26 protein-coding genes are annotated in these 26619 nt (G+C 72.1%); 9 read left to right on the top strand and 17 right to left on the bottom strand.

The window, feature by feature from the left end; translation table 11 throughout:
* Positions 1 to 112: 112 nt before the first annotated feature.
* From BUB17_RS22735 to BUB17_RS22705, 9 genes are all read right to left on the bottom strand, one after another.
* Positions 113 to 1957: an acyl-CoA dehydrogenase gene (locus BUB17_RS22735; RefSeq protein WP_072920935.1), complete on the bottom strand. Its 1845-nt coding sequence runs from the start codon at positions 1955 to 1957 to the stop codon at positions 113 to 115.
* 178 nt (positions 1958 to 2135) lie between these two features.
* A complete protein-coding gene (locus tag BUB17_RS28035; protein ID WP_072920934.1) occupies positions 2136 to 2510 on the bottom strand; it encodes a lipopolysaccharide assembly protein LapA domain-containing protein in 375 nt (124 codons plus the stop codon).
* A gap of 65 nt (positions 2511 to 2575) precedes the next feature.
* Positions 2576 to 2761, bottom strand: a complete 186-nt coding sequence (locus tag BUB17_RS22725; RefSeq protein WP_072920933.1) for a hypothetical protein — start codon at positions 2759 to 2761, stop codon at positions 2576 to 2578.
* 45 nt (positions 2762 to 2806) lie between these two features.
* Positions 2807 to 3232, bottom strand: coding sequence for a hypothetical protein (locus BUB17_RS22720; protein WP_072920932.1), 426 nt, complete (start codon positions 3230 to 3232; stop codon positions 2807 to 2809).
* Positions 3233 to 3269: 37 nt separating this feature from the next.
* Entirely contained in the window at positions 3270 to 3893 is a 624-nt protein-coding gene (locus BUB17_RS22715; protein WP_072920931.1) for a TetR/AcrR family transcriptional regulator, read from the bottom strand.
* 198 nt (positions 3894 to 4091) lie between these two features.
* Entirely contained in the window at positions 4092 to 4232 is a 141-nt protein-coding gene (locus BUB17_RS27160) for a hypothetical protein (RefSeq protein ID WP_175561466.1), read from the bottom strand.
* 151 nt (positions 4233 to 4383) lie between these two features.
* Complete coding sequence (locus tag BUB17_RS27155; RefSeq protein ID WP_175561465.1) at positions 4384 to 4530, bottom strand: hypothetical protein; 147 nt, start codon at positions 4528 to 4530, stop codon at positions 4384 to 4386.
* A 55-nt stretch (positions 4531 to 4585) separates the two neighbouring features.
* On the bottom strand, positions 4586 to 5518 hold the full coding sequence (locus BUB17_RS22710; protein WP_072920930.1) for a ribokinase: 933 nt from the start codon (positions 5516 to 5518) through the stop codon (positions 4586 to 4588).
* Between the two features lie 26 nt (positions 5519 to 5544).
* On the bottom strand, positions 5545 to 6042 hold the full coding sequence (locus BUB17_RS22705) for a DUF6328 family protein (protein WP_072920929.1): 498 nt from the start codon (positions 6040 to 6042) through the stop codon (positions 5545 to 5547).
* Between the two features lie 71 nt (positions 6043 to 6113).
* Between BUB17_RS22705 and BUB17_RS22700 the strand changes: the two genes are divergently transcribed.
* The 4 genes from BUB17_RS22700 to BUB17_RS22685 all read left to right on the top strand — a co-directional run bounded on the left by BUB17_RS22700 (position 6114) and on the right by BUB17_RS22685 (position 9082).
* Entirely contained in the window at positions 6114 to 6461 is a 348-nt protein-coding gene (locus BUB17_RS22700) for a DUF3140 domain-containing protein (RefSeq protein WP_072920928.1), read from the top strand.
* Positions 6462 to 6470: 9 nt separating this feature from the next.
* Entirely contained in the window at positions 6471 to 7172 is a 702-nt protein-coding gene (locus BUB17_RS22695) for a methyltransferase domain-containing protein (protein ID WP_072920927.1), read from the top strand.
* Between the two features lie 73 nt (positions 7173 to 7245).
* On the top strand, positions 7246 to 8280 hold the full coding sequence (locus BUB17_RS22690) for a type III polyketide synthase (RefSeq protein ID WP_072920926.1): 1035 nt from the start codon (positions 7246 to 7248) through the stop codon (positions 8278 to 8280).
* A 166-nt stretch (positions 8281 to 8446) separates the two neighbouring features.
* On the top strand, positions 8447 to 9082 hold the full coding sequence (locus BUB17_RS22685) for a response regulator (protein WP_175561464.1): 636 nt from the start codon (positions 8447 to 8449) through the stop codon (positions 9080 to 9082).
* A 148-nt stretch (positions 9083 to 9230) separates the two neighbouring features.
* Here the strand turns inward: BUB17_RS22685 and BUB17_RS22680 are convergent, their stop codons facing one another.
* From BUB17_RS22680 to mobF, 8 genes are all read right to left on the bottom strand, one after another.
* Positions 9231 to 10952: a sensor histidine kinase gene (locus BUB17_RS22680; RefSeq protein ID WP_244277430.1), complete on the bottom strand. Its 1722-nt coding sequence runs from the start codon at positions 10950 to 10952 to the stop codon at positions 9231 to 9233.
* The gene (locus BUB17_RS22675) at positions 10949 to 11485 is read right to left on the bottom strand and encodes a universal stress protein (RefSeq protein WP_072920924.1); all 537 of its coding nucleotides are present in this window, start codon (positions 11483 to 11485) and stop codon (positions 10949 to 10951) included. Before BUB17_RS22675 ends, BUB17_RS22680 begins: the two co-directional genes overlap by 4 nt.
* Positions 11486 to 11547: 62 nt before the next feature.
* Entirely contained in the window at positions 11548 to 12423 is an 876-nt protein-coding gene (locus BUB17_RS22670; RefSeq protein WP_072920923.1) for a putative protein N(5)-glutamine methyltransferase, read from the bottom strand.
* 244 nt (positions 12424 to 12667) lie between these two features.
* The gene (locus BUB17_RS22665) at positions 12668 to 13309 is read right to left on the bottom strand and encodes a hypothetical protein (protein WP_083606545.1); all 642 of its coding nucleotides are present in this window, start codon (positions 13307 to 13309) and stop codon (positions 12668 to 12670) included.
* Between the two features lie 351 nt (positions 13310 to 13660).
* Positions 13661 to 14830 (bottom strand): site-specific integrase, encoded by a 1170-nt coding sequence (locus tag BUB17_RS22660; protein ID WP_072920922.1) that lies wholly within the window; start codon positions 14828 to 14830, stop codon positions 13661 to 13663.
* An 85-nt stretch (positions 14831 to 14915) separates the two neighbouring features.
* Positions 14916 to 15134, bottom strand: a complete 219-nt coding sequence (locus BUB17_RS22655) for a helix-turn-helix domain-containing protein (RefSeq protein WP_244277429.1) — start codon at positions 15132 to 15134, stop codon at positions 14916 to 14918.
* Between the two features lie 172 nt (positions 15135 to 15306).
* Positions 15307 to 15531: a helix-turn-helix transcriptional regulator gene (locus tag BUB17_RS22650; protein WP_072920920.1), complete on the bottom strand. Its 225-nt coding sequence runs from the start codon at positions 15529 to 15531 to the stop codon at positions 15307 to 15309.
* Between the two features lie 160 nt (positions 15532 to 15691).
* Complete coding sequence (gene mobF, locus BUB17_RS22645) at positions 15692 to 19321, bottom strand: MobF family relaxase (protein ID WP_072920919.1); 3630 nt, start codon at positions 19319 to 19321, stop codon at positions 15692 to 15694.
* A gap of 1199 nt (positions 19322 to 20520) precedes the next feature.
* Between mobF and BUB17_RS22640 the strand changes: the two genes are divergently transcribed.
* The 5 genes from BUB17_RS22640 to BUB17_RS22615 form a co-directional block, all read left to right on the top strand.
* Entirely contained in the window at positions 20521 to 21012 is a 492-nt protein-coding gene (locus BUB17_RS22640; RefSeq protein ID WP_175561463.1) for a transposase, read from the top strand.
* Positions 21013 to 21368: 356 nt separating this feature from the next.
* The gene (locus BUB17_RS22635; protein ID WP_072920917.1) at positions 21369 to 23222 is read left to right on the top strand and encodes a hypothetical protein; all 1854 of its coding nucleotides are present in this window, start codon (positions 21369 to 21371) and stop codon (positions 23220 to 23222) included.
* Positions 23219 to 24460: a hypothetical protein gene (locus BUB17_RS22630; protein WP_141243161.1), complete on the top strand. Its 1242-nt coding sequence runs from the start codon at positions 23219 to 23221 to the stop codon at positions 24458 to 24460. The genes BUB17_RS22635 and BUB17_RS22630 overlap by 4 nt, the downstream gene beginning before the upstream one ends.
* A 531-nt stretch (positions 24461 to 24991) precedes the next feature.
* On the top strand, positions 24992 to 25861 hold the full coding sequence (locus tag BUB17_RS22620) for a TIGR04255 family protein (RefSeq protein ID WP_083606542.1): 870 nt from the start codon (positions 24992 to 24994) through the stop codon (positions 25859 to 25861).
* Between the two features lie 329 nt (positions 25862 to 26190).
* A partial coding sequence (locus BUB17_RS22615; RefSeq protein WP_141243160.1) for a hypothetical protein occupies positions 26191 to 26619 on the top strand: 429 nt, incomplete at its 3' end.

Genomic DNA, 26619 nt, shown 5'->3' with positions numbered 1-26619 from the left:
GCGGTGTTCGGGTCGAGGAGTGGGGGCCGGAGGCCTCCGCGAGGAGAGCCGGGTGGGGCTCGACACAGCGAGGACGGCTCCTGGCCGCGGTGTCGTCCGGTAGGACGACAGATCACAGAGCCGCCTCGTCGACCTCCATGAGCGCGTTGTCGGTGTTCTCGACGATCGCCCGCTCCGAGGACAGCCGCGGCAGCACCTGGGTGGTGAAGAAGCGGGCGGCGGCGAGCTTGCCCTCGTAGAAGTGCCAGTCGGCGCCCGTGACCTCGCCGGCCAGCGCGCCGAGCGCCACCTCGGCCTGGCGCACGAGCAGCCACGCGGTGATCAGGTCGCCGACGGCGAGCAGCAGCCGGCTGGTGTTCTGGCCCACCTTGTACAGCGCGGTCACGTCCTCCTGGGCCTGGTCCAGGTGGCCGAACATCGCGGTGAGCATCGCCTGGACGTCGCCGAGGGCGGCGGCGAGGTGCGCGCGCTCCTCCTTGAGCCGGCCGTTGCCGGCCTCGGCGTCGATGGTCGCCTGGACCTGCGAGGCCAGCCAGGTCAGCGCGACGCCGCCGTCCTTGACGATCTTGCGGAAGAAGAAGTCCTGGCCCTGGATCGCCGTCGTGCCCTCGTAGAGGGTGTCGATCTTGGAGTCGCGGATGTACTGCTCGATCGGGTAGTCCTGCAGGTACCCCGAGCCGCCCAGGCACTGCAGCGACTCGCCGGTGAGCAGCTGGGTGGCCCGTTCGGAGCCGAAGCCCTTGACCAGCGGCAGCAGCAGGTCGTTGACGCGGGCGGCGAGCCGGGCCTCCTCGCTGTCGGCGGTGCCGGCGGCCTCGGCCTCGGTGACCTGGTCCCGGAAGGTCGCCGTGTAGAGGTACAGCGCCCGCATGCCCTCGGCGTAGGACTTCTGCAGCAGGAGCGACCGGCGCACGTCGGGGTGGTGGGTGATGGTCACCCGCGCGGCGTCCTTCGACGTCGCGGTGAGGTCGGCGCCCTGGACGCGGCTCTTCGCGTAGTCGAGGGCCACCAGGTAGCCGGCCGACAGCGTGGCGATGGCCTTGGCGCCCACGAACATCCGGGCGTGCTCGATGACCCTGAACATCTGCGCGATGCCGTCGTGCACCTCGCCGACCAGCCAGCCCTTCGCCGGCACCGGCCCGGCGCCGAAGGTCAGCTCGCAGGTCGTGGAGACCTTGAGGCCCATCTTCTTCTCGACGTTGGTGACGTACACGCCGTTGCGCTCGCCGAGCGCGCCGGTCCCCAGGTCGACGTGGACCTTGGGGACGACGAACAGCGAGAGCCCCTTGGTGCCCGGTCCCGCACCCTCGGGACGGGCCAGCACCAGGTGGACGATGTTGTCGGAGAGGTCGTGCTCGGCCGAGGTGATGAACCGCTTGACGCCGGTGAGGTGCCACGAGCCGTCGTCCTGCCGCACGGCCTTCGTCCGGCCGGCGCCGACGTCCGAGCCCGCGTCGGGCTCGGTGAGCACCATGGTGGCGCCCCACTTGTGCTCGAGCATGAGCCGGGCGAGCCGCTTCTGGTCGGGGGTGCCGAGCTCGTCGAGGATCGCGGCGAAGGCGGCCCAGGAGCCGTACATGAAGACCGCGGGGTTGGCGCCGAGCACCATCTCGAAGGCCGCCCAGGTCAGGGCGTGCGGGGCGCCGAAGCCGCCGAGGTGCTCGGGCAGGTCGAGGGAGAACCACTCGCCGTCCTCGATGGCGCGCACCGACCGCTTGAAGCTCTCGGGCAGGGTCACGGAGTTCGTGGCCGGGTCGAACACCGGCGGGTTGCGGTCGGCGTCGGCGAAGGAGGCGGCGATCGGCCCCTCGGCCAGCCGGCGGATCTCGGCCAGCACGCCGCGCGCGGTCCCGGTGTCCATCTGGGCGAAGGGCCCGGTGCCGAAGCGGTCCCTGGTGTCCAGGAACTCGAAGAGGTTGAACTCGAGGTCCCGCAGGTTCGCGGTGTAGTGGCTCATGCGGTCTGGCTCCCGTGCTCCGTGCCGGTGGGCGGCGAGGTCGTACTCGCCGGTAACAAAAGCTATTACCGACGAGTAACCAGGAGCAAGGGTGCAGGCCGGGGGACACGCTCGCAGGGGTCAGTGCGCAGCGGTCCCGGGTCGGGGGACGCCGGACGGGGCCGGTGGGGAGACGCGGTCAGCGGTTGCGGCGGCGGGCGCGCATCACCGCGCCGGCGAGCGCGGCGATCAGGGCCCCGAGCACCGCGGCGATCAGCAGGGCCAGCACGAGGGGCGCCTGCACGTCAGCGAAGACGAGGCTGATCTGCACCGTCTGCCCGTTGAACACGACGAACAGCACCAGGATCACCGTGACGGCGATCAGCAGGGCCAGCGCCAGGCCCATGCCGGCCGTGCGGCCGGCCGAGCGCGCACGGGACGGCGCCCCGGAGCGGGGGGTGGCGGGCGGCGTCGACGGCGGCGTGCCCGTCCCGTGCGGGGCGGCTCCGGTCGCGAACGGGTCGGTGCCCGGCGCGGAGGGCCGGGGCTCGGCAGGCGTTCCGGGAGTGGTCACCCAGGAGGACTACCGCCCCAGCGGGACCTCAAACGGTGACCGCCCGGGCGGCGGGCCCGCGGGGTTCAGTCGCGGTGGGCGGCGGGCTCGGTCTCCGCCGGCGGCCAGGACGGGCCGGCGGCACCGCTGGCCGGGCCGCCGTCGGCGGCGCCCTGTGACTCGGGGTCCACCGGCTCGGAGACGCTGCTGCCGAGCGGGCCGACGCTGCGCGGGGTCTCCGGCTCGGGCATCTTCTGCTCGCGGGTGCTCACCCGCCGAGTCTGCGGCCCGGACGGCGGCCCGGCGACCCGGGGCGGTCAGTCCGACAGCGACGGGCCGGCCTCGTGCGCGGGGTGCCCGGCGCTGCGCTCGCGCTGCTTCATCCGCGCCTCGTAGACGTGCCGGTCGCCGCCGGCCAGCTCGGTGCGGGCGCGCTCGTCGAAGGCGCGGAAGACCGACCAGTAGCCGGCGTCGTAGTCCTCGACGATCTGGAAGGTCCAGCGGTCGGCGATCACGTTGCGGCCGACGAGGTCGCGGTCGAGGTCGTCGGCGAGCTCGGTGTGGCCGGCCTTGCGCAGCAGCTCGACGGCGTCCTGGAGCAACAGGTCGGCCTTGCCGGAGTGCTGGTGGAAGCCGTAGAGCTGGCCGCGCGCCTGCTCGATGGTCTCGAGGGCCTCGGAGAGCTTGCCGAGGCCCTCCACGGTGGTGTCGTCGAGGTCGGGCCGGCTGCGGTCGGTGCTCACCGGCCCATCCTGCGGTGCCCGGTACGGCGCCGCAGGGTCAGCGGACGGCGGCGATGTCGACGAGCCGCTCGGCCAGCTCGCGGCCGTGGGCGGCGGGGCCGTCGGGGCCCAGCAGCCCGCCGGACAGGTACATGCCGTCGATGATCAGGTGGACCTGCGCAGCGAGGTCCTCACCGGCGCCCGGGGCGACCTGCTCGGCGAGGCGCTCGAGCCGGGCGTGCAGCTCGAACTTGTAGTCGGCGGCGGCGCTGCGCGCGGGGTGCTGCGGGTCGTCGTACTCGCTGCTGACGTTGGTGAACGGGCAGCCGCGGAAGCCGGCCCGGGTGACGTCGGCCTCGACGGTGTCGACGACCGACAGCAGCGCGGCCCGGGGGTCGCCCTCGAGGCGGGCCAGCTCGGCGTCGATGCAGGCCAGCACGGTGGCCGCCTTGCGGGTGAGGTAGGCGCCGACCAGGTCGTCCTTGCTCTTGAAGAGCCGGTAGACGGTCATCTTGCCCAGACCGGTCTCGCGGACCAGCTCGTCCATGCCGACGCTGCGCGAGCTACGGGTCGCGAACAGCCGCTCCGCGGTGTCCAGGACGATGGCCTGCCGCTCGGCCCGGCTCCGGCGGACGGGGGCCGGGGCGTCGTCGGCGGCGAGGGGGATGGCGGCTGCGGTCACGCCGGGGATGCTGCCCGAGAGCGTGACGGAGCAGTTCGCGGCACGCCGGGGTGGGCCGACAGGTGGTCGCTGTGAGTGACGAGGTACTCCCGGGCTGACCGGGACCCCGGGGACCAGTGGGACGGGTGTGACGGTCCCGCCCCGAGGTGGCCCCCTGGCCCCCCGCGAGGTCGCCAGCGGGGGGCAGGGGGCCCGGCTTCAGGCCCTGCGGGTCCGGCGCGGGTTGGCCAGCAGGCGGGCCAGGGGCGCGGTCGAGGCCTGCCGGGCCTGCGACTCGTCGGCGGGGCGCTCCTCGGAGACCTCGGTACCTACTCGGGGCTGGTTCTGGGTGTCCTCCATGGGTCCAGCGTCCCCCGCCGGACCGGCGACGAAACAGACCCGCAACGGTGAGTTGAGCCCAGGTCACGGAGAGATGCGTCACTGTCGGTGGCCGTCGGGCCCCGCCGCGCGCGGACCGGACGCCCCGCCCGGCCCGCGCCCCGCACTCGGCTCAGGGGGTGTCGGCGCCGCCCGCGGGCACGTCGCCGCCCTCGGCGGGCTGCTCCGGGTGCGGCGTCTGGCCACCCGTCTCCTCGCCGGGCGGGTCCCCGCCCTCGGCCGGTTCGGTGGTGTGTGCGGGCTGGTCGGGTTCGCTCACGGGACTGCCTCCTCGGTCGTCGGCTGGCCGAGCCTGTGCCCGGCCGGCTGCCGGGTCAACCGCCCTGGTCCACCGGGACGGCGGGCGGCAGCCCGGACCGCGCCGCGGCGACCGCTGCCGTGTCGGGCTGCGCACCCCGGGCGCCGGGGCCGGTCGTCGACAGCGCAGCCGCCGTGACCGCCGTCGCCACCGCCTCGGCCGGTGCCGTGCCGGCGGCGAGGGCGACCGCGAGCGCCCCGCAGAAGGCGTCGCCGGCGCCGGTGGTGTCGACGGGCCGCACCGCGAGTGGCGGCTGCAGCAGCGCCGGGCCGTCGTCCGGCACCAGCAGCGCGCCGCGCCCGCCGAGGGTGACCACGACCGTGCCGCCCGTCAGGGTGCGCGCCAACGCGGCCAGCTCGCCGGGTGTCCGGTCGCCGGGGGCCGCCTCGGCCAGCTGCACCAGCTCGTGCTCGTTGGGCACCAGGACGTCGGCCCGCGCGAGCAGGTCCGCCGGCAGCGGCTGCGGCGGTGCCGGGGTGAGGACGACGGTGCCTGCGGCTGCCGCGGCCGCCGCCTGCACGGTCGGCAGCGGCACCTCCAGCTGCAGCAGCACCACCCGCGCGGTCCGCACCGCCGCGACGTCGACGTCCTCCGGCTGCAGCTCGGCGTTGGCGCCGGGGACGACGACGATCAGGTTCTCGCCGCTGCCCTCCTCGACCGGGATGGTCGCGCTGCCGGTGGGCGCCGTCGGCGTCCGCGCCACGGCGGTCACGTCGACCCCCGCCCCGGCCAGGGCGGCCAGCTGCCGGTCGCCGGCCGGGTCCTCGCCCACCCGGCCCACCATGGCGACCCCGCCGCCGAGCCGTCCCGCGGCCGCGGCCTGGTTCGCGCCCTTGCCGCCGGGCGCCAGCACGGTCCCGCGGCCGACGACGGTCTCGCCGCGGCCGGGCAGGCGGTGCACGCGGACCAGCACGTCCTCGTTGAGACTGCCGACGACGGTGACGCCCACCCGCGCAGCTCTACCAGAACCGGTCCTCAGCCGTCGGACGGCCGGCGCTGGCGCAGCGGCAGCAGGTACCAGGCCACGGTGCCGAGCACGACCACGAAGGCGGAGCAGGCGACCGCCGGCCAGCGGCCGAGGACGACGTCGAGCACCAGCAGGACCGCCGCCGCGATGCCCAGGAGCAGCAGCGCCAGCCCGACGACCAGCGCGCCGTCGGCGAAGGCGACCAGCTGCTGCTTGCGCCGCTGCCGGAACAGGGTGCGGTGGAAGGAGACCGGCGCGATGAGCACCAGCGTCGCGCTCGCGGTGCTGAGCAGGGTCACCGCGTAGACCGTCGTCCCGAAGGCGCCGAGCTCCTCGAAGCGGGCGCTGAACGGCAGGGTGAGCAGGAAGGCGAACAGGATCTGCACGCCGGTGATGGCCACCCGCATCTCCTGCAGCAGCTCGGCGAGGTTGCGGTCGAGCACCTCCTCGGGCGTCTGGCCGCGGGCGACGGCCGCGCCGGCCACGTCGGTCCGTTTCCGCGCCACCCACCTGCGGTACCGCGACGAGCAGGACCCGACACGCGGCCCGATCCGCGCAGACACCCGCTGGAGCAGGCATGGCCGAGGACGACGACCTGGACACCATCCGCCGCGAGCTCGACGACGCGGTCAACATGAGCCCCGCCGAGCTGGAGAAGTGGCTGGAGACCGACGAGTCGCAGTCGGTCGGGCAGAAGCAGGACGGCGGCGGGGAGTCGACCGGGCACGCCGAGGGGCGCCGCATCGTCGAGCTGCTGCGGAAGAAGAAGGGTGACCTCACCGACGACGACCTCGCCCACATGCGCAAGGTGCACGGCTACGTCGCCCGCCACCTGGCGCAGCAGCCGGGCAAGGAGGACGTCGAGACCTCCAAGTGGCGGTACTCGCTGATGAACTGGGGGCACGACCCGCTGAAGAAGGGCTAGAGCTGCCGCATGGGCCGACTGCGCCGGAACGACCCCGCCCAGTACGACGAGCTGGCCGACCAGTGGTGGCAGGCCTCCGGGGGCTTCGCGGCGCTGCACTGGCTGGCCGCCTCCCGGGCCGAGCACATCCCCCCGGCGCCCACCCCGGACGCCGTGCTGGTCGACCTGGCCTGTGGCGGCGGGCTCATGGCGCCGCACGTCGCCCGGCTCGGCTACCGGCACGTCGGCGTCGACCTCGGCGCGCCGGGACTGCAGGTGGCCCGCGAGCACGGCGTCCTGGCCGTGCGCGGGTCGGTGCTCGCCGTCCCGCTCGCCGACGAGTGCGCCGACGTCGTCGTGGCCGGCGAGATCCTGGAGCACGTCGAGGACGACGTCGGGGTGCTCGCCGAGTGCGCCCGGCTGCTGCGCCCCGGCGGCGCGCTGGTCATCGACGCGTTGGCCGACACCCGGATCGGGCGCTTCCTCATGGTGACCGTGGCCGAGCGGCTGCCCGGCGGCCCGCCGCCCGGCCTCCACGACCCGGCCCTGTTCGTCGACCGCACCCGCCTGCTCGCCGCCGCCGACCGGCTGGGACTGGACCTGCGGCTGGTCGGGCTGCGGCCCTCGTTCCGCGAGGCGCTGGCCTGGCGGCTGGGCCGGCGGGACACGGTGCGGATGAAGCCGGTCCGGTCCACTGCGGTGGTGTTCGCCGGCTACGGCAGCCGGCGGTGAGGGCGGCGACGGAGCGGCGCGACCCATCGGCCGCCCCTAGGGTCGGGGTCATGAGCGCCCGTGAGCTGCGCCGATGAGCGCCGTCCTGACCGGCGCCGGTCGCGCCCTGCCGACGACGATCGAGCAGGACGCGGTCTGGGACGGCTTCTTCGCCGGCCACTACGCCGACGTCCGCGCAGCGCGGCGGGTGTTCGCCGGTGCCGGGGTGCGGCGCCGGCACGCGGTGGCCAACCCGCTCGACGAGGACATCAGCGGCTGGAGCACCGGCGCGCGGATGCAGCGCTACGTCCAGGAGGCGCTGCCGCTGGGCAAGCAGGCGGTGGCCGCCGCCCTCGACGACGCCGGCCTGGCGCCGGGGGACGTCGGCCTGTTCGCCGTCGCCACCTGCACCGGGTACGCCACGCCCGGCCTGGACATCCGGCTGGCCAGCGACCTCGGCATGCCGCCGGGGCTGCAGCGGCTGCTGGTCGGGCACATGGGCTGCTACGCCGCCATCCCCGGCCTCGCCGCGGTCGGCGACTTCGTGGAGGCCCGCGCCCGCCCGGCCGTGCTGCTGTGCTGCGAGCTGACCAGCCTGCACGTGCAGCCGCCGGTGCGGGAGCTCGACCAGGTCGTCGCGCACGCGCTGTTCTCCGACGCGGCGACGGCCGTCGTCCTGGAGCCCGGGCGGGCGGGGCGGGGGCAGCGGCGCCGGCTGGCCGGCGTGGTGGCCCGGACCGACCCCTCGACCGCCGACCACATGACCTGGGACGTCACCGACCTCGGCTTCCGCATGGGCCTGTCGCCGCGGGTGCCCGACGTGCTCTCGCGGCACGTCGGCGACGTCGTCGACGAGCTGCTGACCGGGGCGGGGCTGCGGATCGAGGACGTCGCGGGCTGGGCCGTGCACCCGGGGGGGCCACGCATCCTCGACGTCGTCCGCGACCAGCTCGGGCTGGCCGAGGAGCAGCTGGCCGCCTCGCGCCACGTGCTGGCCGAGCACGGCAACTGCTCGTCGGCGACGGTGCTGCTCGTGCTCGAGGAGCTCGCCGACGCCGACGGCCCGGTGGTGGCGATGGCGTTCGGCCCGGGGCTCACGCTCTACGCGGCCCTGCTGCTCCCGGCGTGAGCAGGACCTCCCCGCTCTCCGCCACTCGCCGGCTCGCCGCAGGCCCTGGACGGGGCCGGCGGTGCCCGGGAGGGGGTCCGCTGGTGGGCAGGTCGTCCGCTCGCTACCCTGCGTGAGCTAGGTCACTCTCCGGAGGGGGCAGCCCGTGGGGTCCAGCGACGCTCGCGTGCGCGTGTTCCTCGTCGACGACCACGAGGTCGTCCGGCGCGGCGTCGCCGAGGTCCTGGAGGAGGACCCGGTGATCAGCGTCGTGGGCGAGGCCGGATCGGTCGCCGAGGCCCTCGCCCGGGTGCCGGCGGTGCGGCCGGACGTCACCGTGGTCGACATGCGGCTGCCGGACGGGGACGGCGCGGAGGTCTGCCGCAAGCTGCGCGAGCGGGTGCCCGGACTGCGCTGCCTGGTCCTGACCAGCTTCCCCGACGAGGACGCCGTCGCGGCGGCGGTCGCCGCCGGTGCCTCTGGCTACGTGCTCAAGCAGGTCCGCGGCTCGGCGCTGGTGTCCGCCGTCCACACCGTCGCCGGGGGCGGGACGTTGTTCGACCGGGACACCGGGGTCTCGGCCACGGCGGCGCGCCGCCGGCCGGCCGAGCGGGACCGCCGGCTGGCCGTGCTCACCGAGCAGGAGCGCACGGTGCTGCAGCTGATCGGCGAGGGCCTGACCAACCGCCAGATCGGCGTCCGGATGGGGCTGGCCGAGAAGACGGTGAAGAACTACACCAGCCACCTGCTGGCCAAGCTGGGGCTCGAGCGGCGCACCCAGGCCGCGATCCTCGCCACCGAGCTGCGCGACCGCGGCGACTGAAGAAGGACCCGCCTGCCCCCACCACTCGCGAGCTCGCGCCAGGCCCCGTCCAGAGGCTCGGCGCAGGCCCCGTCCCGGGACCCGCCCTGAGTTTGCGAAGGGTGGGGAGGACGGGGTCCTTCCACGGTGAGGGGGACGGGGTCCTTCGTCAGTCCCGGCGCGGCATCGGCACCGACCAGCGGATCTGCGTGCCCTTCGGGCCGGTGGAGGTCGTCAGCCGCCCGCCGTGGCGCTCCGCGCGGTCGGCCAGGTTGGTCAGCCCGCTGCGCACGGCGACCGCGGGCAGACCGATCCCGTTGTCGGTCACGACGACGCGTACCTCGGAGTCCACGGTGACCGTGACCGTCACCCGGGTCGCCGAGGCGTGCCGCACCACGTTCGTCACCAGCTCCCGGACGACGGCGACGACGTCGGGCAGCAGTGCCGGTGGCAGGTCGTCGTCCCCGCGCAACCGCACGTCCGGGCGCAGCCCCTGCCCGCCGGTGATGGAGCGGACGACGTCCACGATGCGGGTGCGGACGGCGTCGGGCGAGGCGTCGTCGGCCTCGTGCAGCTCGAAGATCGCCGAGCGGATGCGGGCGATGGTGCCGTCGAGCTCGTCGACCCGCTCGGCCAGCGCCGCCGCGGTCTCGGGCAGCTGCTCCTCCAGCGAGCGGCTCACCCGGTCCAGGGCCAGGCCGGTGGCGAAGATCCGCTGGACGACGTGGTCGTGCAGGTCCCGGGCGATCCGGTCACGGTCGGCCTGCACCTGCAGCCGCCGCTCCCGCTGCTGGCTGCGGGCCAGCTCGAGAGCGACCGAGGCCTGCGCGGCGAACGCCGAGGCCAGCTCCAGGGTGTCCGGGGCGAAGGGCTCCCGCCCGCGCCGCCGCATCGCCACGACCGTGCCCAGCGCCGGCCGACCGCCCAACGGGATCATCAGCGTGGGGCCGAAGCGCTCGGTCAGCTCGCCGAGCACCGCAGCGCGCTGACCCCCTACCGCGGCGGCGCTGACGTCGGGGAGGAGCACCGGCGTGCCGGTGCGGTGCGCCGTCCCCAGCTGGGTGTCGGTCAGCGGGAGGCGCACGCCCTCGGCGTACTCGTAGTAGTCCGCGCCGACGGCCACCACCACGGTGAGCGCGTCCTCGTCGTCCGGGCTCGGCACCAGCACGCCGGCGGCGTCGGCCGAGGCGAGGCCGGCGACCTGCTCGCCGATGGAGCGCAGCACCGTGTCGGGCTCGGCGCCGGACAGCAGCGCGGTCGCGATGTCCGTGCCGGCCTGCGCCCACGCGCGGCGGTGCTCGGCCCGCTCGACCAGCTCGGCGTTGCCGATCGCCAGGCCGGCGGCGGCGGCCAGCCCGACCGCTGCGGCCTCGTCGTCCGCGGTGAACGCGTCGACGCGCTCGACGGTCACGAAGAGGTGACCGAACACCGCGCCCCGCACCCGGACCGGGACCCCGAGGAACGAGCGCATCGGCGGGTGGCCGGGTGGGAAGCCGACCGCCTCCGCGTGCGTGGTCAGGTCGGCGAGACGCACCGGCTCGGACCGCCCCAGAAGCAGGCCGAGGACGCCGGCCCCGACCGGCGGCCGGCCGATCCGCTCCCGCGTGGCGGCGTCCATGCCGACGACGACGAAGCGCTCGTAGCCCGCGCCGGTGTCGCCGAGCACACCGAGCGCGCCGTACGCGGCACCGGTGATCTCGACTGCGGCCTGCACGATCCCGTGCAGCGTGTCGTCGACCTGGGCGCTGTGCACCGTGGGCTGGCTGCCCGGGACGGGCAGCTCGGCCGAGGGCAGGTCGGCCGCCTCCCCGGCACCGGGCGGGGTCAGGGCCCGGCGGTCGGAGTGCTCCGGGGGGAGTGGCGGGGACGTGGTGGTGCGGACCTCCGTCACGCGCCGCGGGCGAGGCGGCGGGGCGGCTGCCGGGGGACCGCGGGTCGCAGCAGGGTCTTGCCCTGGCCGCTGACCACCACCAGGTCGGCGCCGCGGGCGGCGCTGCTCAGCGCCTCGAAGACCGGGCGCTCGAGCACTGCGGTGCGGACCCGGCCGGAGACGCCGGTCTCGGCGATGGCCCGCAGCACCTGGGCCTCCAGCCGTTCCAGGGCGACGGCGCCGGTGCGCCGTCCCGGCCGGCCCAGGCCGGTCAGCCCGTCGTCGCCGTCGTCGTCGAGCACGCAGACGGCGACCACGGTGGCCTCCCGGCGGGCGGCCTCCCGAAGCGCCCACACGAGGGCGCCGTGGGAGGCCGGTGAGTCGTCGACGTCGACGAGCAGCCAGGGGTCTTGGCGCCGCGGCAGCAACGGGGTGAGTGGCATCGGCTCCACCCGGCGCCGGTCGCGCCCGCCGCCGGCCGACGTGTCGCCTGTCGCAGCTGTGTCCGGTCGCTCCCCGTCCGGCCCGTTGCTGAACCGGTGCGCGTCGTTCATGCGGCGATCGTGTACCCCCCCGTTGCGGGGCGGCAGGGACCAAGGGCCCGCGTTCACCCAGGTCAACGCGTGACTGATCCGTCTCGGTTGGTGACTGCGTGTGTCATTGCGGACCGTGACGATCTGGATACACGCCTCCCGGGGGACGTCCCGAGGACGACCGTAGCGTCGCGCTCCTCGTCCCGGACCACATCGGCGCGCAGTCCGCCGGCTTGCACCGCGACGGCGGTGCGCGGCGCCTGGCGGGCACTGGTCTCGACGAGCAGGGTCCCGCCGGGCGCCAGCCAGGACCGCGCCTGCGCGGCGACCCGGCGCTGCAGGACGGTGCCGTCGGGGCCGCCGTCCAGTGCGGTGCGCGGCTCGTGGTCGCGTGCCTCGACTGGCATCAGCGCCACGGCGGCGCTGGGCACGTAGGGCGCGTTGACCGCCAGCAGGTCGACCCGCCCGCGCAGCCCTGCCGGCAGGGCTGCGTAGAGGTCGCCCCGGTGCACCCGGCCGCCGACCCGGGCGAGGTTGCGCCGGGCGCAGCGGACGGCGACCGGGTCGACGTCGGCCGCGTGCAGCTCCACCGGGCCGAGGGCGGTGGCCACCGCCAGGCCGACCGCCCCGGACCCGCAGCACAGGTCGACCACCAGCGGTGTCCGTGAGGTGGCCCGCAGCAGCGCGACCGCCCGCTCGACCAGCAGAGCGGTCCGCTGCCGGGGCACGAAGACGCCGGGCTCCACCGCGATCCGCAGGCCGCAGAACGCCGTCCAGCCGAGCACCAGCTCCAGCGGCTCGCCGGCGACCCGCCGGCCCACCAGCGACGCGAGGTGCGCGGGGCCGGTCGCGGCGGCCAGCAGCTCGGCGGCCTCCTCCTCGGCGAAGACGCAGCCCGCCGCGCGCAGCTGCGCGACCACCGGTGCCGGGTCCTGCGGGACGTCCGGGGACGGTCGCACGGGCCGTTCGCCCCCCTCCCGACTCCGGCTGCCGGGAAGGGTACGGCCGGACGGGGTGCGCATGGGCACCGTGCCGGCGGGGCAGGGCAGCCGCGCGTGAGCAGCGCGCGACCGGTCGACCAGCGAACCCTCCATGCCGACACCCGGCCCACGACCTCCCGGCGGAACCGCTTCCGGCGGGGAGCGGCCGAGCGCCCGGCGGACCGTCCCGAGGTCGGTCCGCCGGCTGCGGTCGGCGGTGCCGTCAGGCGGTGAAGCCCACGCGGTCGATCTTGCGGTGGTAGCGGGTGCCGAGCCCGCCGCCGAGGAGCGCGCCGAGCAGGGAGACGACCGCTGCGGCGACCCCGGCGACGACCCCGGCGGTGGTGGCGGTGCTGCCGCTGACCGGGATGCTCGGCAAGTTCAGCTGGGACAGCACGTTGTACTGCGCACCCAGGACCACGCCGAGCAGAGCGAGGACGACGACGACCACGATACCGATGACCCACACGGCCAGGCCCTGGCGGGCGCCGTCGAAGCGGGCCATCCGGCCGGCCACGTAACCGCCGGCGAGGTAGGCCAGGAACAGCACCACGAGCAGGGCGATGCCGCCGGTGAGACCGATGGCGGTGGCCTCCCGGGCCGCCTCGTCCGCGGTGCCCACCTGGGTCAGCCCGAGGGCGACGCCCGCCGCCGAGAGGATCGCCAGCAGCAGCACGGCCAGGCCGTTGGCCGACAGCCAGCCGAAGAACGCCGCACCCCACTTGATGCCGCCGTAGCGAGCGTGCTGGGCGTCGACGGCGTCCCGGGCGGCGCCGCGGGTGGCGTGGGCGCCGTCCGGCCCGGCCGGGCCGGACGGCGGGGTCGGGGCGTGCAGGTCGGTGCGGGTGCGCTCGGGCTCGGTCATCGCGTCTCCTCGGGGACGACACAGGGCCCGGCACCGGTGCCCGGTCGTCCCCCTGGCAAACGGGTCGTGACCGGATCGGGTGACGGGCCGACCAGGGCAGATGCGCCGTGTCGCACCAGGCGCCCGCCGCGCCGAGGAGGAGTTCCGGCCGCGAGGGAGCGGGCCGTGGGCGCAGACGCATGCAGGATGCGGTCGAGAGATCTGAGCGGCCGTGCGGCCGGGAGGCGGGGAGCGGGTGACGAGAATCGAACTCGCACTGTCAGCTTGGGAAGCTGAGTCGCTTTGGTGAGTATGTGCTGTTCAGCGGCTATATTTATGTCCACGCTGGGCGCTCTATGACCTGGACGTGACCTAGCGGCTCTCCGTGGCCTCGACTCCAGCCTGCCCGCGGGCCGGGCGGGCAGCCTGCGCGGGCGCCGTCGGCGTCGCGCCGAGGATGCCCTCCAGGGCCCGTGCGATCTCCTCGTCGCGGTGATCGGCGGCGTGCTGGTAGATGAGCGCGGCGGCCGGCGTCGCATGGCCCATCCGGCGCATCAGTTCCTTGGTGGTGGCGCCGGTCGCCGCGGCCAGGGTGGCACCGGTGTGTCGTAGCTCGTGTGGCCGGACCGGCGGCAGTCCGATCGCCTCGACGGCCCGGCGGAAGGTCTGGCCGAAGTTGGCCGAGTGCAGGAAGGTGCCCGCGCCGGTGCCGAAGACCAGCGCGTCGGGGGAGTCGGTCACGAAGCGCTCCAGGTGGATGGCGAGGGCGCTGGCCACGCTGGCCGGTAGGGACACCGTGCGTCGTCCGGCTTCCGTCTTCGGGTCGCCGATCAGCCACCGGCCACCGACGTAGCGGACCGAGCGCTCCAGGCGCAGCTTGCCGCCGTCGAGGACGTCTGACCGGCGGAGGGCGGTGGCCTCACCGAACCGGAGCCCGCCGAACGCGAGCACGAGCACCAGCGCTCGGTAGCGCTCGGTCCGTCGGTCCTGGGCGAGGTGATCGGCCAGGCTCTGCGCCTCGGCCGCGGTCAGCGCTCGGGAGGGCCGGGTGGCCTTCGGTGTGCTGGCGTTGCGGAGCCTGCACGGGTTGGCCGCGATGACCTCGTCGGCCACGGCCACGCCGAGGATGCTGCGGAGGAGGCGATAGCTCTGAGCCAGCGCCGTGGGGCCTGTTCCCTTGGACGCCGCCGTGTGCCAGGTGCGGACCTTGGCGGGCGTGACGTCGCCCACCGGTACGTCTTCCCAGTGAAGCGCGAGGTGCAGCCGCCACAGGCCGGCATAGAGGCTCCTGGTGCTCTGCCGTAGGTCGTCGCGGGCCAGGTAGTCCGCCGCGAAGGCGCCGACGGTGCGCTGGCCGGCTTCGGGAGCCCGCCAGGCCTTCCGGACGAGGTCAGCCTGTGCGGTTGCCAGCCATGCCCAAGCGTCGGCCTTCGCCGTCCCGAAGACCTTCGACCGGCGGCGTCCATCCGGGCCGACGTAGCGGGCGCGGTACCGACCGCTCGGTAGGCGGTCGACGGTCCCGAAAGCGGCTCTCTTCGCCATCCGGTGACCATGGCATGACCTGAGAAGGCTGCCAATGTCGCCTGTGGACAGCGCGGGCCGCGCTCGGCCAGCGACCCGAGCCTTCCTATTGCCGTGGTACACGCCCGTCATTGATGAAGCCGTCTAGGGCAGAGCGCTCGATGCGCACGTGCTTGCCGAGCTTGACGTAGGGGATCCGCCGCTCGCTGATGAGGCGGCGGACGAAGCGCTGCCCGGTGCCCAGGTACTCGGCCGCCTGGCCGATGGTGAGCAGCTGACCGGAGTCGCTGAGGGGCATGTGCCCGCGGGCGGACGCCGGTGGCATCGCGTTCCTCCGTGGGGTTGTCCGGGCCACGGTCAGCGGTCGCCGGCCGGGAGGGTGGCCCGGTGGCCTTCGGAAGTCCTCCGGCAAGGCCCGAGCGTGCCGCTGAGGGGTGCGCTCGCCCGGCGGGCAGTGCCTCCTGCATCCCGGCGGCCGCGCCAGGGGTGGCGCGGGTTCACCGCCGGTTCTCCGGGCTGGCGGTGACCTGGCCGTGCTGGGCGTCGATCCAGGCGTGCAGGTCGTCGCGGCGGTAGAGGACGCGGCGGCCGAGGCGGAAGCTGCGCGGGCCGGTGCCCAGGTGTCGCCAGTAGCGCAGGGTGGCGACGGGGGCGCGCAGGAGGTCGGCGGCTTCGGTGATGGTGAGCAGGTCGGGCTCGCGGCCGGTGGCGGGCTGGGTCATGGCGGACTCCGGATTCGACGCTGGTGGGGGCCTTGTGCCTGTAGAAGGCGTTGTTTTGGGCCGTTTGGTGACAGCTCACCGCCATGTTCTTTCGACGGCCTCCAGTCCCCCTCCAGTACCTCCCCTTCCGTGGTCGCGTTCCGCTACTGGAGACTGACGGTCAGCGCCCGAGGGGCGGGCCGGCACCCCGATTCCCGGCGGACCGCCCATGGTGGTGCCACAGCTGCGGGCCACCGATGTCCACGGCGGAGGCGACCGGGCGCCGGGAGCTCGACCGGACCAGGTGGCGCTCGGCGTCTCGGGCGGCGCGCCAGGCGTCGCGCTCCGCGGCGAGCCGCTGGGCCGGCTGTCCGGCGAGAGCCGGTAAGTCCTGCAGTTGGGCGATGCGCGCCCGTGCTGCGGCCAGCCCGTGCTGGTCGGCGGCGATGTCGCGGTCGAGGTCGGCCAGCCTGCCCGCCGGGTCCGGGGTGGGGCCGAGCGCGCCGAACCAACCCAACTCGTCATCGCGCCGGCGTTCGGCCTCGGCCAGCGCGTGTCCCGCCTGCTCGTGCTCGCAGCGGGCGGCGTCGGCGGCCGCCCGCAGGACCGCGTGTTCGGAATGGGCGTGTTCGGCGGCGCGGCGGGCGGCGGCGCCGAACGCGGTAGCCAGCGCCGGCCGGTCGTCGGACCTGTCGGCGAGCTGCGCGAGCCGGCCGGGGTCGCCGGGCAGCTGCCGTAGGTGTGGGCGCCACCGGTCGGCCCAGTCGGCGAGCTGTCCGCTGGCGTGGGTGACGGCGGCTCGGCGCAGCCGGAGCCGGCCCGGGCCGTCCAGCACCACCCGGGCCGCGGCGCGGGCCGCGTCCCGTTCGCTGTCCCAGCGACCGAGCAGGTCCGCACGGATCCGCTCCGCGTGCGCCGTGACCGCTCGGCCACTGGCCTCGACCTGCTGCGTGGCCTGGTTCGCGGCGACGGCCGACGTTCGGCGCCCCGCCTGCAGGGCTGCGATCTGGTCGGCGTGGCCGGTGTGGATCGGGACGATCTCGGCCAGCCGGTCGCGCATCGGCTGCAGCAGAGCCAAACGGGTCAGGCAGCGCTGCTCGGCTGTCCATGCTTCGCGCAGGTCGGCCAGGACCTCCTGGAGCGGGCGAGGTGCGGCGTAGTGGGCGGCCTCGGCGGCGGCCATCTGCGCGGCGTGGCCGGGGCCGAGGTCGGCCCGGTTGCGGCTGAACACGGCGATCCACTGCTGGCGCGCCTCGGCCAGGTCCTCGGCAACCAGGTGGGCGGTGTTGGCGGTGCGGCCGCGGGTCATCCCGACGTAGGCCGACGCCGCCCCGGTGTGCTCACCGACCACCACGTGCGCGGTCGCGACGGTGTCCCCCTGCACGCCGTGCGCGGTGCTGGCGTAGGCCAGCTCCACGTGGGAGGTGACGTAGTCCGCGGGCAGCACCCGCTCCCGAATGGACGGAGTGACACCGGCCGGGGTGACGTCCCCGGCGGTTGGGGTGACAGTGAGCCGGCCGTCGCGGCCGAGGGCGGTGACGGTCCAGGTGTCGCGGTTGGCGACGCCGAGGCGGCGGTCGTTGCGGCGGGTGGTGATCCGGTCGCCGACCCCGATGCGCTGCCCGCTTCGGGTGATCGCGACCCGGGTGTCGTCGACGCGGTTCTCTGCGACCAGCCGCTCCCGAATGGCAGCGTCGAGGTCGGCGGTCTGCTCGCGGCTGTCGACCACCACCGCCACCTGCTCTCCAAAGCTGTAGGACGTGGCCGCGGTCGCGGCGAGCGACTCGTGCAGCGCCACAGGATCGGGGTGGAGACGGATCCTGCCGCGGGCGACCAGGGTGTCGAACACGTCGGCGGGGTCGGCGCCGATGCGCATGGCCAGGGTCAACTCGGCGTACTCAGTGTCGGGCACCGTCTGCCCGGTCTGGTCGGTGCGGACGAAGCGGTGCACCGCGTCCAGGGTCAGGTGCGCCGCCGGGTCGACCTGGCCGACGGCGAGGTCCAGCACGCCGCCGCGGCCGACCGCGGCCAGCTGGTGGCGGTCGCCCAGCAGCGCCAGTCGGATCCCGGCCTCGTCGGCGATGGTGAGCAGGGCGCGGGCGGTGTCCTGGTCGAGCATGCCGGCCTCGTCCACGACCAGCAGATCTCCCGCGCGCATCCGGGCTGCCTGCGCCGGCCCGGCATAGACGGCCTCGGTGAGCGGGTCGGTGGTACCGGCGGCCAGCCGGGTCCAGGCGCCGTGGGTGCTCCACCGCCAGCCGTGCTGGTAGGCCAGCCACGCCGCCGAGCCGGTGGCGGTGCCGACCTCGGCGGCGGCGACGTTGGCCGCCTTCAGCGTCGGGGTCACCACCGTCAGCCGGCGGCCCTGGGCTGCGAGCTGGGCGCGGGCGGCGGCCAGCATGGTGGTCTTGCCCGCGCCGGCCGCGCCCTCGATCAGGATCAGCGGCCGGTCACCGGCCAGCGAGGCGGCCGCTGCTGCCTGGCCGGGGTCCAGCCGCGCGAGCGCAGACAGCGGTAGTGGCAGCACCGGCTCCGGCCCTGGCTGCGGATCGGCCGGTGAGGGAGCGCTGCGGGCGGCGAACCGGGCCGTGAGGTCGTCCTCGACGTCGAGCACCGGCTGGGAGGTCCACGCCCGGAGGTGCTCCGGAACACCCGCCCGGTCTAGCAGCGGCACACACCGCGCCATCGCGCGAGCGGTGAGGTCCTCGGCCAGCTCAAGGCGGACTGCGGCGTCGGCAATGATCCCTTCGGCGGCGATCAGCTGCTCGACCTGTCCGCGGACGTCGGCGGCGTTCCACGCCGAGCGGCCGGCTGCTAGCCGGGTCAGCACCGTCCCCACGGCGTCGTCCCGGTCGATGGTGCCGACCGGTGTCGGGACCAGGTCCACGGGGTGGTCGCGGTCGCGGTAGCCCAGGGCGGTGAGTTCGGCCATCCACCGGGCGGTGAGGTCAGCGCCGGGCTGCGGGGTGACCTTGTCCGGGCGGCCCTCGGCCCACGCCCGCGCGTCCCAGGCCCGCCGCAGCGCCGGCCCCGGGATCTGGCCGGGGTGGGCGGCCGTCCACTCGTGTTCGTAGCGGTCCAAGTTGCGGCCGATCTGCGCCGCCCGGGCGCTGAACGCACCCACGTACCCGGCCAGCTCCAGTACTTCTCCAGTACCGTCGAGGGTGTAGCCGTGCGCGGCTAGCGCGCTCCGGAACTGCGGGTCGGAGACGACCGCGGCGTGCCCGATCCCGTTGATCGCGGCGAGGAAGTCCCGCACGCCCACGGTGTGCAGCCCCCGCCACCGCCCGGCGGCGAACACCCGGGCGTTGACCTGCAGATGCAGATGCCGGTGCGGATCCCCGGCCCGGGAGGTGTGGTGGCGCACCGTCACCGCCTCCAGACGCTCGACCGGCACCTGCACCTGCCCACCGCGCGGCCCCACCCGGGTGGTGGCGTGCTCGGCCAGCCAGCCGATGACCTGGGTCGCCGCGCGGTCCTGCGCGGCGTCGTAGGCGGCGGCGACGTCCGGGTGCAGTGCTGCGGCCAGCGACCAGGACTTCGGGCCGTTGACCACGATTTCGACGAACCGCACCGCCCGCTCGTCGGTGCGCAGCCGTCCCCGGGCGGCCCCGGTGGCTGGGTCCAGGCCGGCCACCCACGCCTCGTAGCCGTCCCCGGCCAGCGCGGCGAGCTCGGTCACCCGCCCGCCGCGTGTGGAGTAGCTGCGCGCAATCCCGGTTCCCTCGGTCAGGTAGTAGTCATCGGTCCGGCCCCGGCCGGCCTCCACGTAGTGCCGGGCCGCCGAGGGAGCACCGGTGTAAATCTTCATTCCGCCGTGCACTTCTCAACGCCACCCAGCAATGACCAACACGACACCCCCAGAAACGGCAGTGGGCCCCGCGAAGCGGGGCCCGGACTACCGCCATTGGTAGCATGCGTGCCGTCCTTCGGTAAAGGCCGCGATGTTAGCTATAAAGGTTGATTGTCGCTGGCCCACAGTCGGCGTAGGGCCAACTGATTGGTTGTTCATTGTAGTGGTTGATTGCCAATAGCAGATCGACTTGCCAGTCGCTAAGGTCGTGACTTTGGAAGTGGCGATGGCGACGTGCAGTTGGACTGTGCAACTTGTTCAGTTGAGCGCATCCGCGCTCCCCAGGAAGTCCTGCGGCACGAGTCCGGAGGCAGTGCAATCAGCGGCCGATTGATGCACAGGTCATCGTCTGCAGTCGAGTCACCCTCACGGTGCGTGCAGGGCTCGTGCAAAGTCGTCAGACAGGCCGGTTGACCTGCGCGGATGCTGTCGTAGAGTGACTGCGATCCGGCGGCGAATCTGAGCCGTCGCGTCGACAGACGGACCGCCAGGTCGCCCTGACCTGCGAAGGTGTCGAGCACTCACCATGCAGGTAGGGGCATCGCGGTGGAACAGGGGCCCGACTCGTGGAGGCCGGCTCGCCATCCCCGCAGGTCAGGCCCGGCAAAGCTGACTTTGCAACGGCCCCGGGTGTCGTCCGGTGTTCGCAGCACTGCCGAGGGGTTGCGTCGTGGCGAGCAACCAGGTCTGCGTGGGCACGTTCGCTACGGGCTCGTCGCCATCAGCATCGGGCTCGACCAACTGGAGGGTGGGCGCGTCCGGGGGTGTCCACGGCAGCAGCTGGCCGTGGTCCTTGGTGATCCGGAACGACGGCGAGATGAGTGTTCGGCGGCGGCATCAACATCGCCGCAGCTCTCCCCGCCTCCAGCTACCCAGGGCCGCGTCAAAGTCAAAGTTGTAGGTCCTGACCTGTGGGTATGTCGCGCGGCGAGCGAGGCAAGGATGCTGAAGCGCCTCGGTGGACCTTGACCTGCAGGGTTAAGCTAGGCCTTCACCTCATGTCAGGGCAGGGCGCCCTGGCGATTCACGTGTCCACGCGCCAGCACGTTGGGCGGAGCGTCTGCAGCCTCTCGATAGCAACATCAGCGGAGGTCAGCGGCCGGTTCTGCGACTTTGACGCGGCCCTGACCTGGGCACCGGTCGGCCAGACGCCCACCGTGACCGGCACCGGCGCCCGGTTCGCCCTGAACATGATCTCCGCGATCAGCGCCAAGGGCGCACTGCGGTTCTCGGTGCTGGCCGAAACGTTCACCGGTGCCGAGTTCATCGCCTTCCTGCCGCGGCTGCTGCACGACACCCAGCGCACCAGGAGCGGGCCGGTGTTCGTCATCGTCGACAACCATCCGGTGCACCGGGCCAAGGCCGTCGCCCGCTTCGTCGACTCCACCAATGGCGCGCTGCGGCTGTTCCGGCTGCCGGCCTACTCGCTGCAGCTCAACCCGGACGAATGGGTCTGGCGGAACGTCAAGCACGACGGCGTGGCGCCCGCGGTTCCCAAGGGACCCGAGCAGATGAGATCGGTCGTCACCGGCCGGCTGCGCCCGGCTGCAGCGTCTGCCGCACATCGTCCGAAGCTTCTTCGCCGACCCGGAACTTGGCTGCATCACCGTTGTCACCTGAAGTCAACCTCCGCGCGATCTCATTGGTAAAGCTTGCGTAGCTCGCGGTTCTCGACCTGGAGGTCGCCACCAGTAGCTGACAGTCGACCCCCTTTCTCCGGCGAGACCGTCCTCGCGGGTCGGCGATCTTCGGCCACCGGGGGAGGCGCGACTCAGAGACCCGAAGCTCTTCGCGACCTGCGCGATCGACCGGTCACCCCGCCGGGCGACCGCGATCACGTCACGCCGGAAGTCCTTCGGCAACGGCTTGGGCACAGTGCTGGTCCTTCAGCGAGGCCGTGGGCCTCACAGCAGGAGCAACTCAACCCTGGGCAGCCCACATGTATTTCTCCGGTCGCCCAGCGACTCTGCAAAGGAGATCCCACATACTCGCCAAGGAGCGCTCCATGTCCGTGCCTGACCTGTCCATCCCCGTTGTCGCGGACGCGCTCGCTGCCTTCGGCGGTGAGGCGACCAGTCGATCAGCAGAGATCAACTTCGACGTCCCGCTCCCCGGTTCGTACTCGTGGCAGCGGATCGTCCCCTTGGAGCTCGACGCCGACGTGTTCCTTGACGGGGCAAGCAAGGCCGGCGTCTCGATGCTCGACCAGGAAATCGTCCAAGGTGAACAAGGTCGGCTGACCGGCATCGACGCGTCCCGACTCGCCGCGTTCTACCGTCGGACACTGCCTGCGACTGCGCGTCCCTCTTTGCGCCACGTCGCGCAGGTCGGTGGGGACGTCGCACCGTTGCTCACCAGAGCCGCGCAGACGCAGGCCTTGGAGGCTGACGGTCTCGACCTGCTGAGTCGCCGCGCTGTCGTCGCCGAACCCGACGATGTCATGATTGAGCGCCAGCGGATCGACTCGTACATCGACCGGTTGGCCGCGATGTCGTCCGAGGCGCCGGCCACTCAGCGGGCCGCCACCACGATGATCACCCTGCCGATGTCCGGGATCGGAAACAGCATCCACCCGGTCTTGGTCGATCCGGTGGCACGGCCCACGCCCACCATCGCGCTGGTTGAGGTCTGGGAGCTGCGGTCCTTCCTCGGCGACTACGGGTTGGGTCGAACCCTGCAGACGTTCTCCCTACTGCCCGGGGAACGCACCACCATCACTGTGGAGACCTGGCGCAACGAGGCCGCTACCCGCGAGGACGCGACTTCGATCTTTGACTCCTCCGACACCGCAGCGCAGACCCGGTTCACGGACAGTCTCTCGAACCAGAGCGGTACGGCCTCACAAGATCAAGGCGGCTGGGCGGCCTCTATCTCCACCAGCGTCTCCGCCGGCGCCAATCTCTTCGGCATCGTCTCCGGCTCCGCTTCCCTATCGGCCGGTTTCGCGGCCAACCACCAAGAGGCCAGTCAGCAGTTCAGCAACTCGGCGAGCGAGAGCGCCTCCGAACACGCATCGCAGGTAAACAACAGTCGCCGGCAGTCTGTGGAGTCGACGTCGTCCACCACCTCGGCACAGGGAACGGCGACGACGACGGTTCGCGAGATCAGCAACACGAACTTACGGCGGGTGCTGAACTTCGTTTTCCGCGAGCTCGACCAGGAGTTCGAGACCTACGTCGTGCTGCGGGACATCAAGGTGGCGTTCTACAACGGCAACCCGGGCTCCGCGGAGATCGTTCCGCTCGCCGGGCTGGGCTCCCTGCTCCGTCAGTACGTTGACCCCTCGCAGGCTGAGACCGTCGCCCGCGCCGTCCTCAGCCTGTCCGCCCAGCGCTTTGACGCCAACGCCGACCTGGTCACCACCATGGAGGTGGGCACCAACCCGAACGGCATCCAGTACGACTGGCAGCCGGTCGAGCTGAATGCCGACGGTTCGCTCCAGTTCAGGGGCGACGTGCTGAGTTCGGACGTGCGTTGGCGTTTCCCCCAGGGCTCCCTGTCGAAGGACGACGAAAACGGGCACACCGTCAAGGGCGTGATCATGAACCGGTCAACCATCGTGCTGCGTACAGACAACCTGGTTGTCGAGGGCCTGCTCGGCCAGGCCGACACCCTGGACCCGTACGCGGCTGCTCTGCAGGCGCTCGACCTGCAGGACCGGAATGTGCAGACTGAGGTCCGACAGACGACCGCTCGCCACGACAACGACGCCCTCGACCTCGTCGCCGCACAGCCTGCACCCGACCGGATCGATGCCTGGCAGAAGCTCTTCCCGGAAGACCCGGAGATTCAGGTGGTGCCGGCGGCGGCCGTCACGATTCCCGCCGCGAATAGTAACGACGGCAGCTTATCCTCATGAGTGAAGCCCCTGCCGAACCGATCGTGGGCTCGACGCCGTCCGCCTACGACGGCGCGATCGTCCTTGGTGAGGACGAGGCGGAACCGATCGTCGGTCCCCCCTCCCCTTACCAGGAGGTCGTTGTGTTCCCCGAGTGCGAGGTCGAGCCAATCATAGGAGCGGCGCCGTCCGCGTATCATCCCGCTACGACGTCGGTCGTCCCCGAGACTCCGCACTCCGGATACGACGACGTAATCCATGTCCCGGACGCCGAGGAAGAGCTCGCTGCCCAGCCGCGGGAGTCGTCGCCGTATGGCGCGGTAACCGCCGTTCCGGATTTAACCCGAACTCCTCCGCTCGCACCGGCGCCGCGCTCCCCGTACACCGGCGTCATCGCTGGTCCCCGGCTGGCCGGAGACGGTCGCGGTCCGTTGCGGCGCGGCGTGATCTCTTGGGAATTGGTCGAGGCGTGGGACCTGCCCCGCCCTGAGGCCAACCTGGGAAGTCTTTCAGAGGCCGATCTGCAGGTCCTGAGCTGGTTGGAGGCACACGAGGCGAAGATTGTCGACGTCGAGCGGCGTCGCCGAGTAGACCGCCGGGCTATCGCTGCGGCGATTGCTTGGGAGGCTCTAGAGAACACTGCCTGGCCGTTCTCACGACGCGCGGTCGGCGTGGGCAAAGTGCACCTCAAGAGTTCCGTCGTCCATCAGGTGGAGGCGGCGGGCTACGTCCCAGTGCGCACCGACGAACAGCGGAAGTCGCTGTTGCGAAACAGTGACGAGGCGATTGAGTACATCGGCGCGATCATGGAGGCGCACGCCGATATCGCCGAGGACGCTGGGCACGACATTCGGCAGCGGGTCGACATCCTCACGAATGAGTACAACGGTCGTGATCTGGAAGACTGGGAACATCACCTCGCAGGCAAGGAAGTCGGCGCGCCGCTGATACCGGGCAACGACATGGCTCTGTGGTCGCGGGACAAAATTTGGTACGTCGAGCAGGCAGTGGGCACGCCTGATCCCGCAGTCTTCACTGCGCCCGGTGAGTCCCCTCAGCAGCGAGGTAGTGAAATCCCACCCGTCAGGCACCGGCACAACACTGCGGCGACTACCGAAGGGCAACACCCTGACACCCTCAACAGCTCAGGCTCCGCCGACGTCCCCGGCTCCGAGCGTAAGTATTTCGAGTGTGACACTTGTATCGGAAGCCCCACCGCCGAGGGTTCAAGTCGCGGGAAGTGCACTTGGACTCTCTGAGCGACATGAGGTTTCCGTTATTGCGAGACCCAGCACGGCAGGGGAAATCTCTCGCTGGGTCGCCTTAAGCCCAGCGAAGGCGTCAGCGCATGGGTCCTGGAAAGTGGACCTTGAGCTACCGCCAGATGTCCCTATGCCTTGTCGCTTCCTTGCCTTAGCGTTGGAGGGTGACCATTCAAGCCAGGCTCCAGATTCGGACTCAGTTAATTCACTGGTGCCGATTCTAGACAAGTTCGGTCCGGACGTCCTAGCTAGCTCAACGGAGGTCGTTGGTCCATGACCGCGGCGTGTGGGAGTCAGTCGAGGCGATGCCACCCGGCAGGTCGCCGCTGCACCTGGTCACCCCTGTCATCACCCGCCGGCACATGGCGGTCAACATCCGCAAGTTCGTGCTGCGGCACACTCCCTCGACGAGCCGGTCGCGCTGAGCACGATCACCCCGCAGGCAGCGCGGTTTCTCGAGGTGGCGGTGGTCTCCGGGCTCAACGTGCTCGTCGCCGGCGGCTCCCAGGCGGGGAACTTCACAAACCGGTGGGATGCCCGCTCTCCCGGGGGGCCTGCCGTGCGCGGGTCACCACTAGGGTGGCGAACCGAGGGGCAGACCTGCCCGGACAGGAGGACCACTTGACGACTGAACCCGAGGCTGGCTTGCGGCGGCGTCGTTATGCCAATCCGCCTGTCGCTGAGGCTCTCGTCAGGCTACATTGGGACGACTCCATTGTCTGGAAGGCCACTACGCCTGGCCTTATCTTTGGCCTTATCGGGGATCTGTATCCTGATGAGCCGCAGACTCGCAATGTGGTAGAGGCGCAAGTCTCGGGTGAGCATGGGAGTGCGCCGAACTTCGAGCTGCGCTCCGGTCCGCAGCAAATGATGTTCTCGCGAGAGTCCGGCTCTCGGTTGGTGCTTGTGGGTCCGAATGACGTGTCCGTGCACGGACTGCCTCCATACGAGGGCTGGGGATCGCTGGAGGCTCGCCTCTTTGAGGCGGTCGAAAGGCTGAGGGAGTGGGCCACTCCCCCGTCCAAGAGGTACTCGACCATTGGTCTGCGCTACATCAACCGAGTGGAAATTTTTGAGCCAAGCGTCAACTTCGAAGACTGGCTGACTGTAGCCTTCGCCCTGCCACCGGGACTGCCACAGACGATGACTGGGTTCCTTGACCGCATCGATTCCGTGTATCCCGACGGAGCGACAAGGATTGGCTTTACTTGGGCCTCCACGGAAGCCCCCGCCGGTTCCTCCGCCTTCGTTCTGGACTTCGACCTTACGAGAGTCGACCAGTCAGGCTTCACGCTCGACGAAGCAAGAGACGTGATCGCCGACCTGAAAGTCAAGGAGGGTCAAGCGTTCGAGGGCATGCTGAAGGATTCACTGCGGGAGGTGTTCGGTGAGCTCTGAGGTTCGCGCTGCCTCAAACCCAACCGGGAAGGTTCGCCCGTACGTCTTCTCCTTCGCCGCTGTACCGACAGCCATTATCTCGGCTGTCCTGCCATCTGCGTCGACACCGCCGACGGTCCAAATTCAGTCGGCTCCTATCTATCAGTACGACGCGGCCTCTGCCGTAGGCAGAGACCTAGACCGCCGACGCATCCTTCAGGGACTGGAGCGTTACCGCGGTATGCAGACCATCCGGCGTATACGCCGGCTGAGGGGTCGGTTGGTCAGGCGGCAGGTCCCGCGGCCGGTGGCGGACAGTCCCGACGACATTCGGGCGATGCTGGTCGACCTTGGCTGAGTCCTGGTTCGAAGTGGCGCAGGGCCCTGAGCTCATGCAGGGTGACGTGCTGTTGCGATGCCCAATCTATCGAGTTGAGACCGCTGCTGCCGATGAGGCGGATGAAGTCGAGATAATCGAGGAACGTCATGACGTCATTGTCCTGACTCAGTCGTGCGATCTGGAGAACGATAAAGTCAGTGACATCCTGGTCGCCTACGTGCACGACTACGTCACACTTGCTCAGGCTTCCTGGCAGTCGAATCCTATGCTCAAAAGCACGGATTTCCGTAAGGCTCTTATCCAAGGGACCACGCCGCCCTTCAGCTTGTTGCCCAAGCGAGCAGATGAGCCAGAATTTCCCTGGTCAATTGTCGACTTCCACCATGTGTTTTCGATTCCAAAGGTGCTCGCCTCGCGCGCTGCTGACGAAGCGGGTGCG

The organism is Geodermatophilus obscurus (assembly GCF_900143215.1).
GTDB lineage: Bacteria > Actinomycetota > Actinomycetes > Mycobacteriales > Geodermatophilaceae > Geodermatophilus > Geodermatophilus obscurus_A.
The sequence above is the reverse complement of the archived record's forward strand: the minus strand, read 5'-3'. Positions and strand labels throughout refer to the sequence as shown.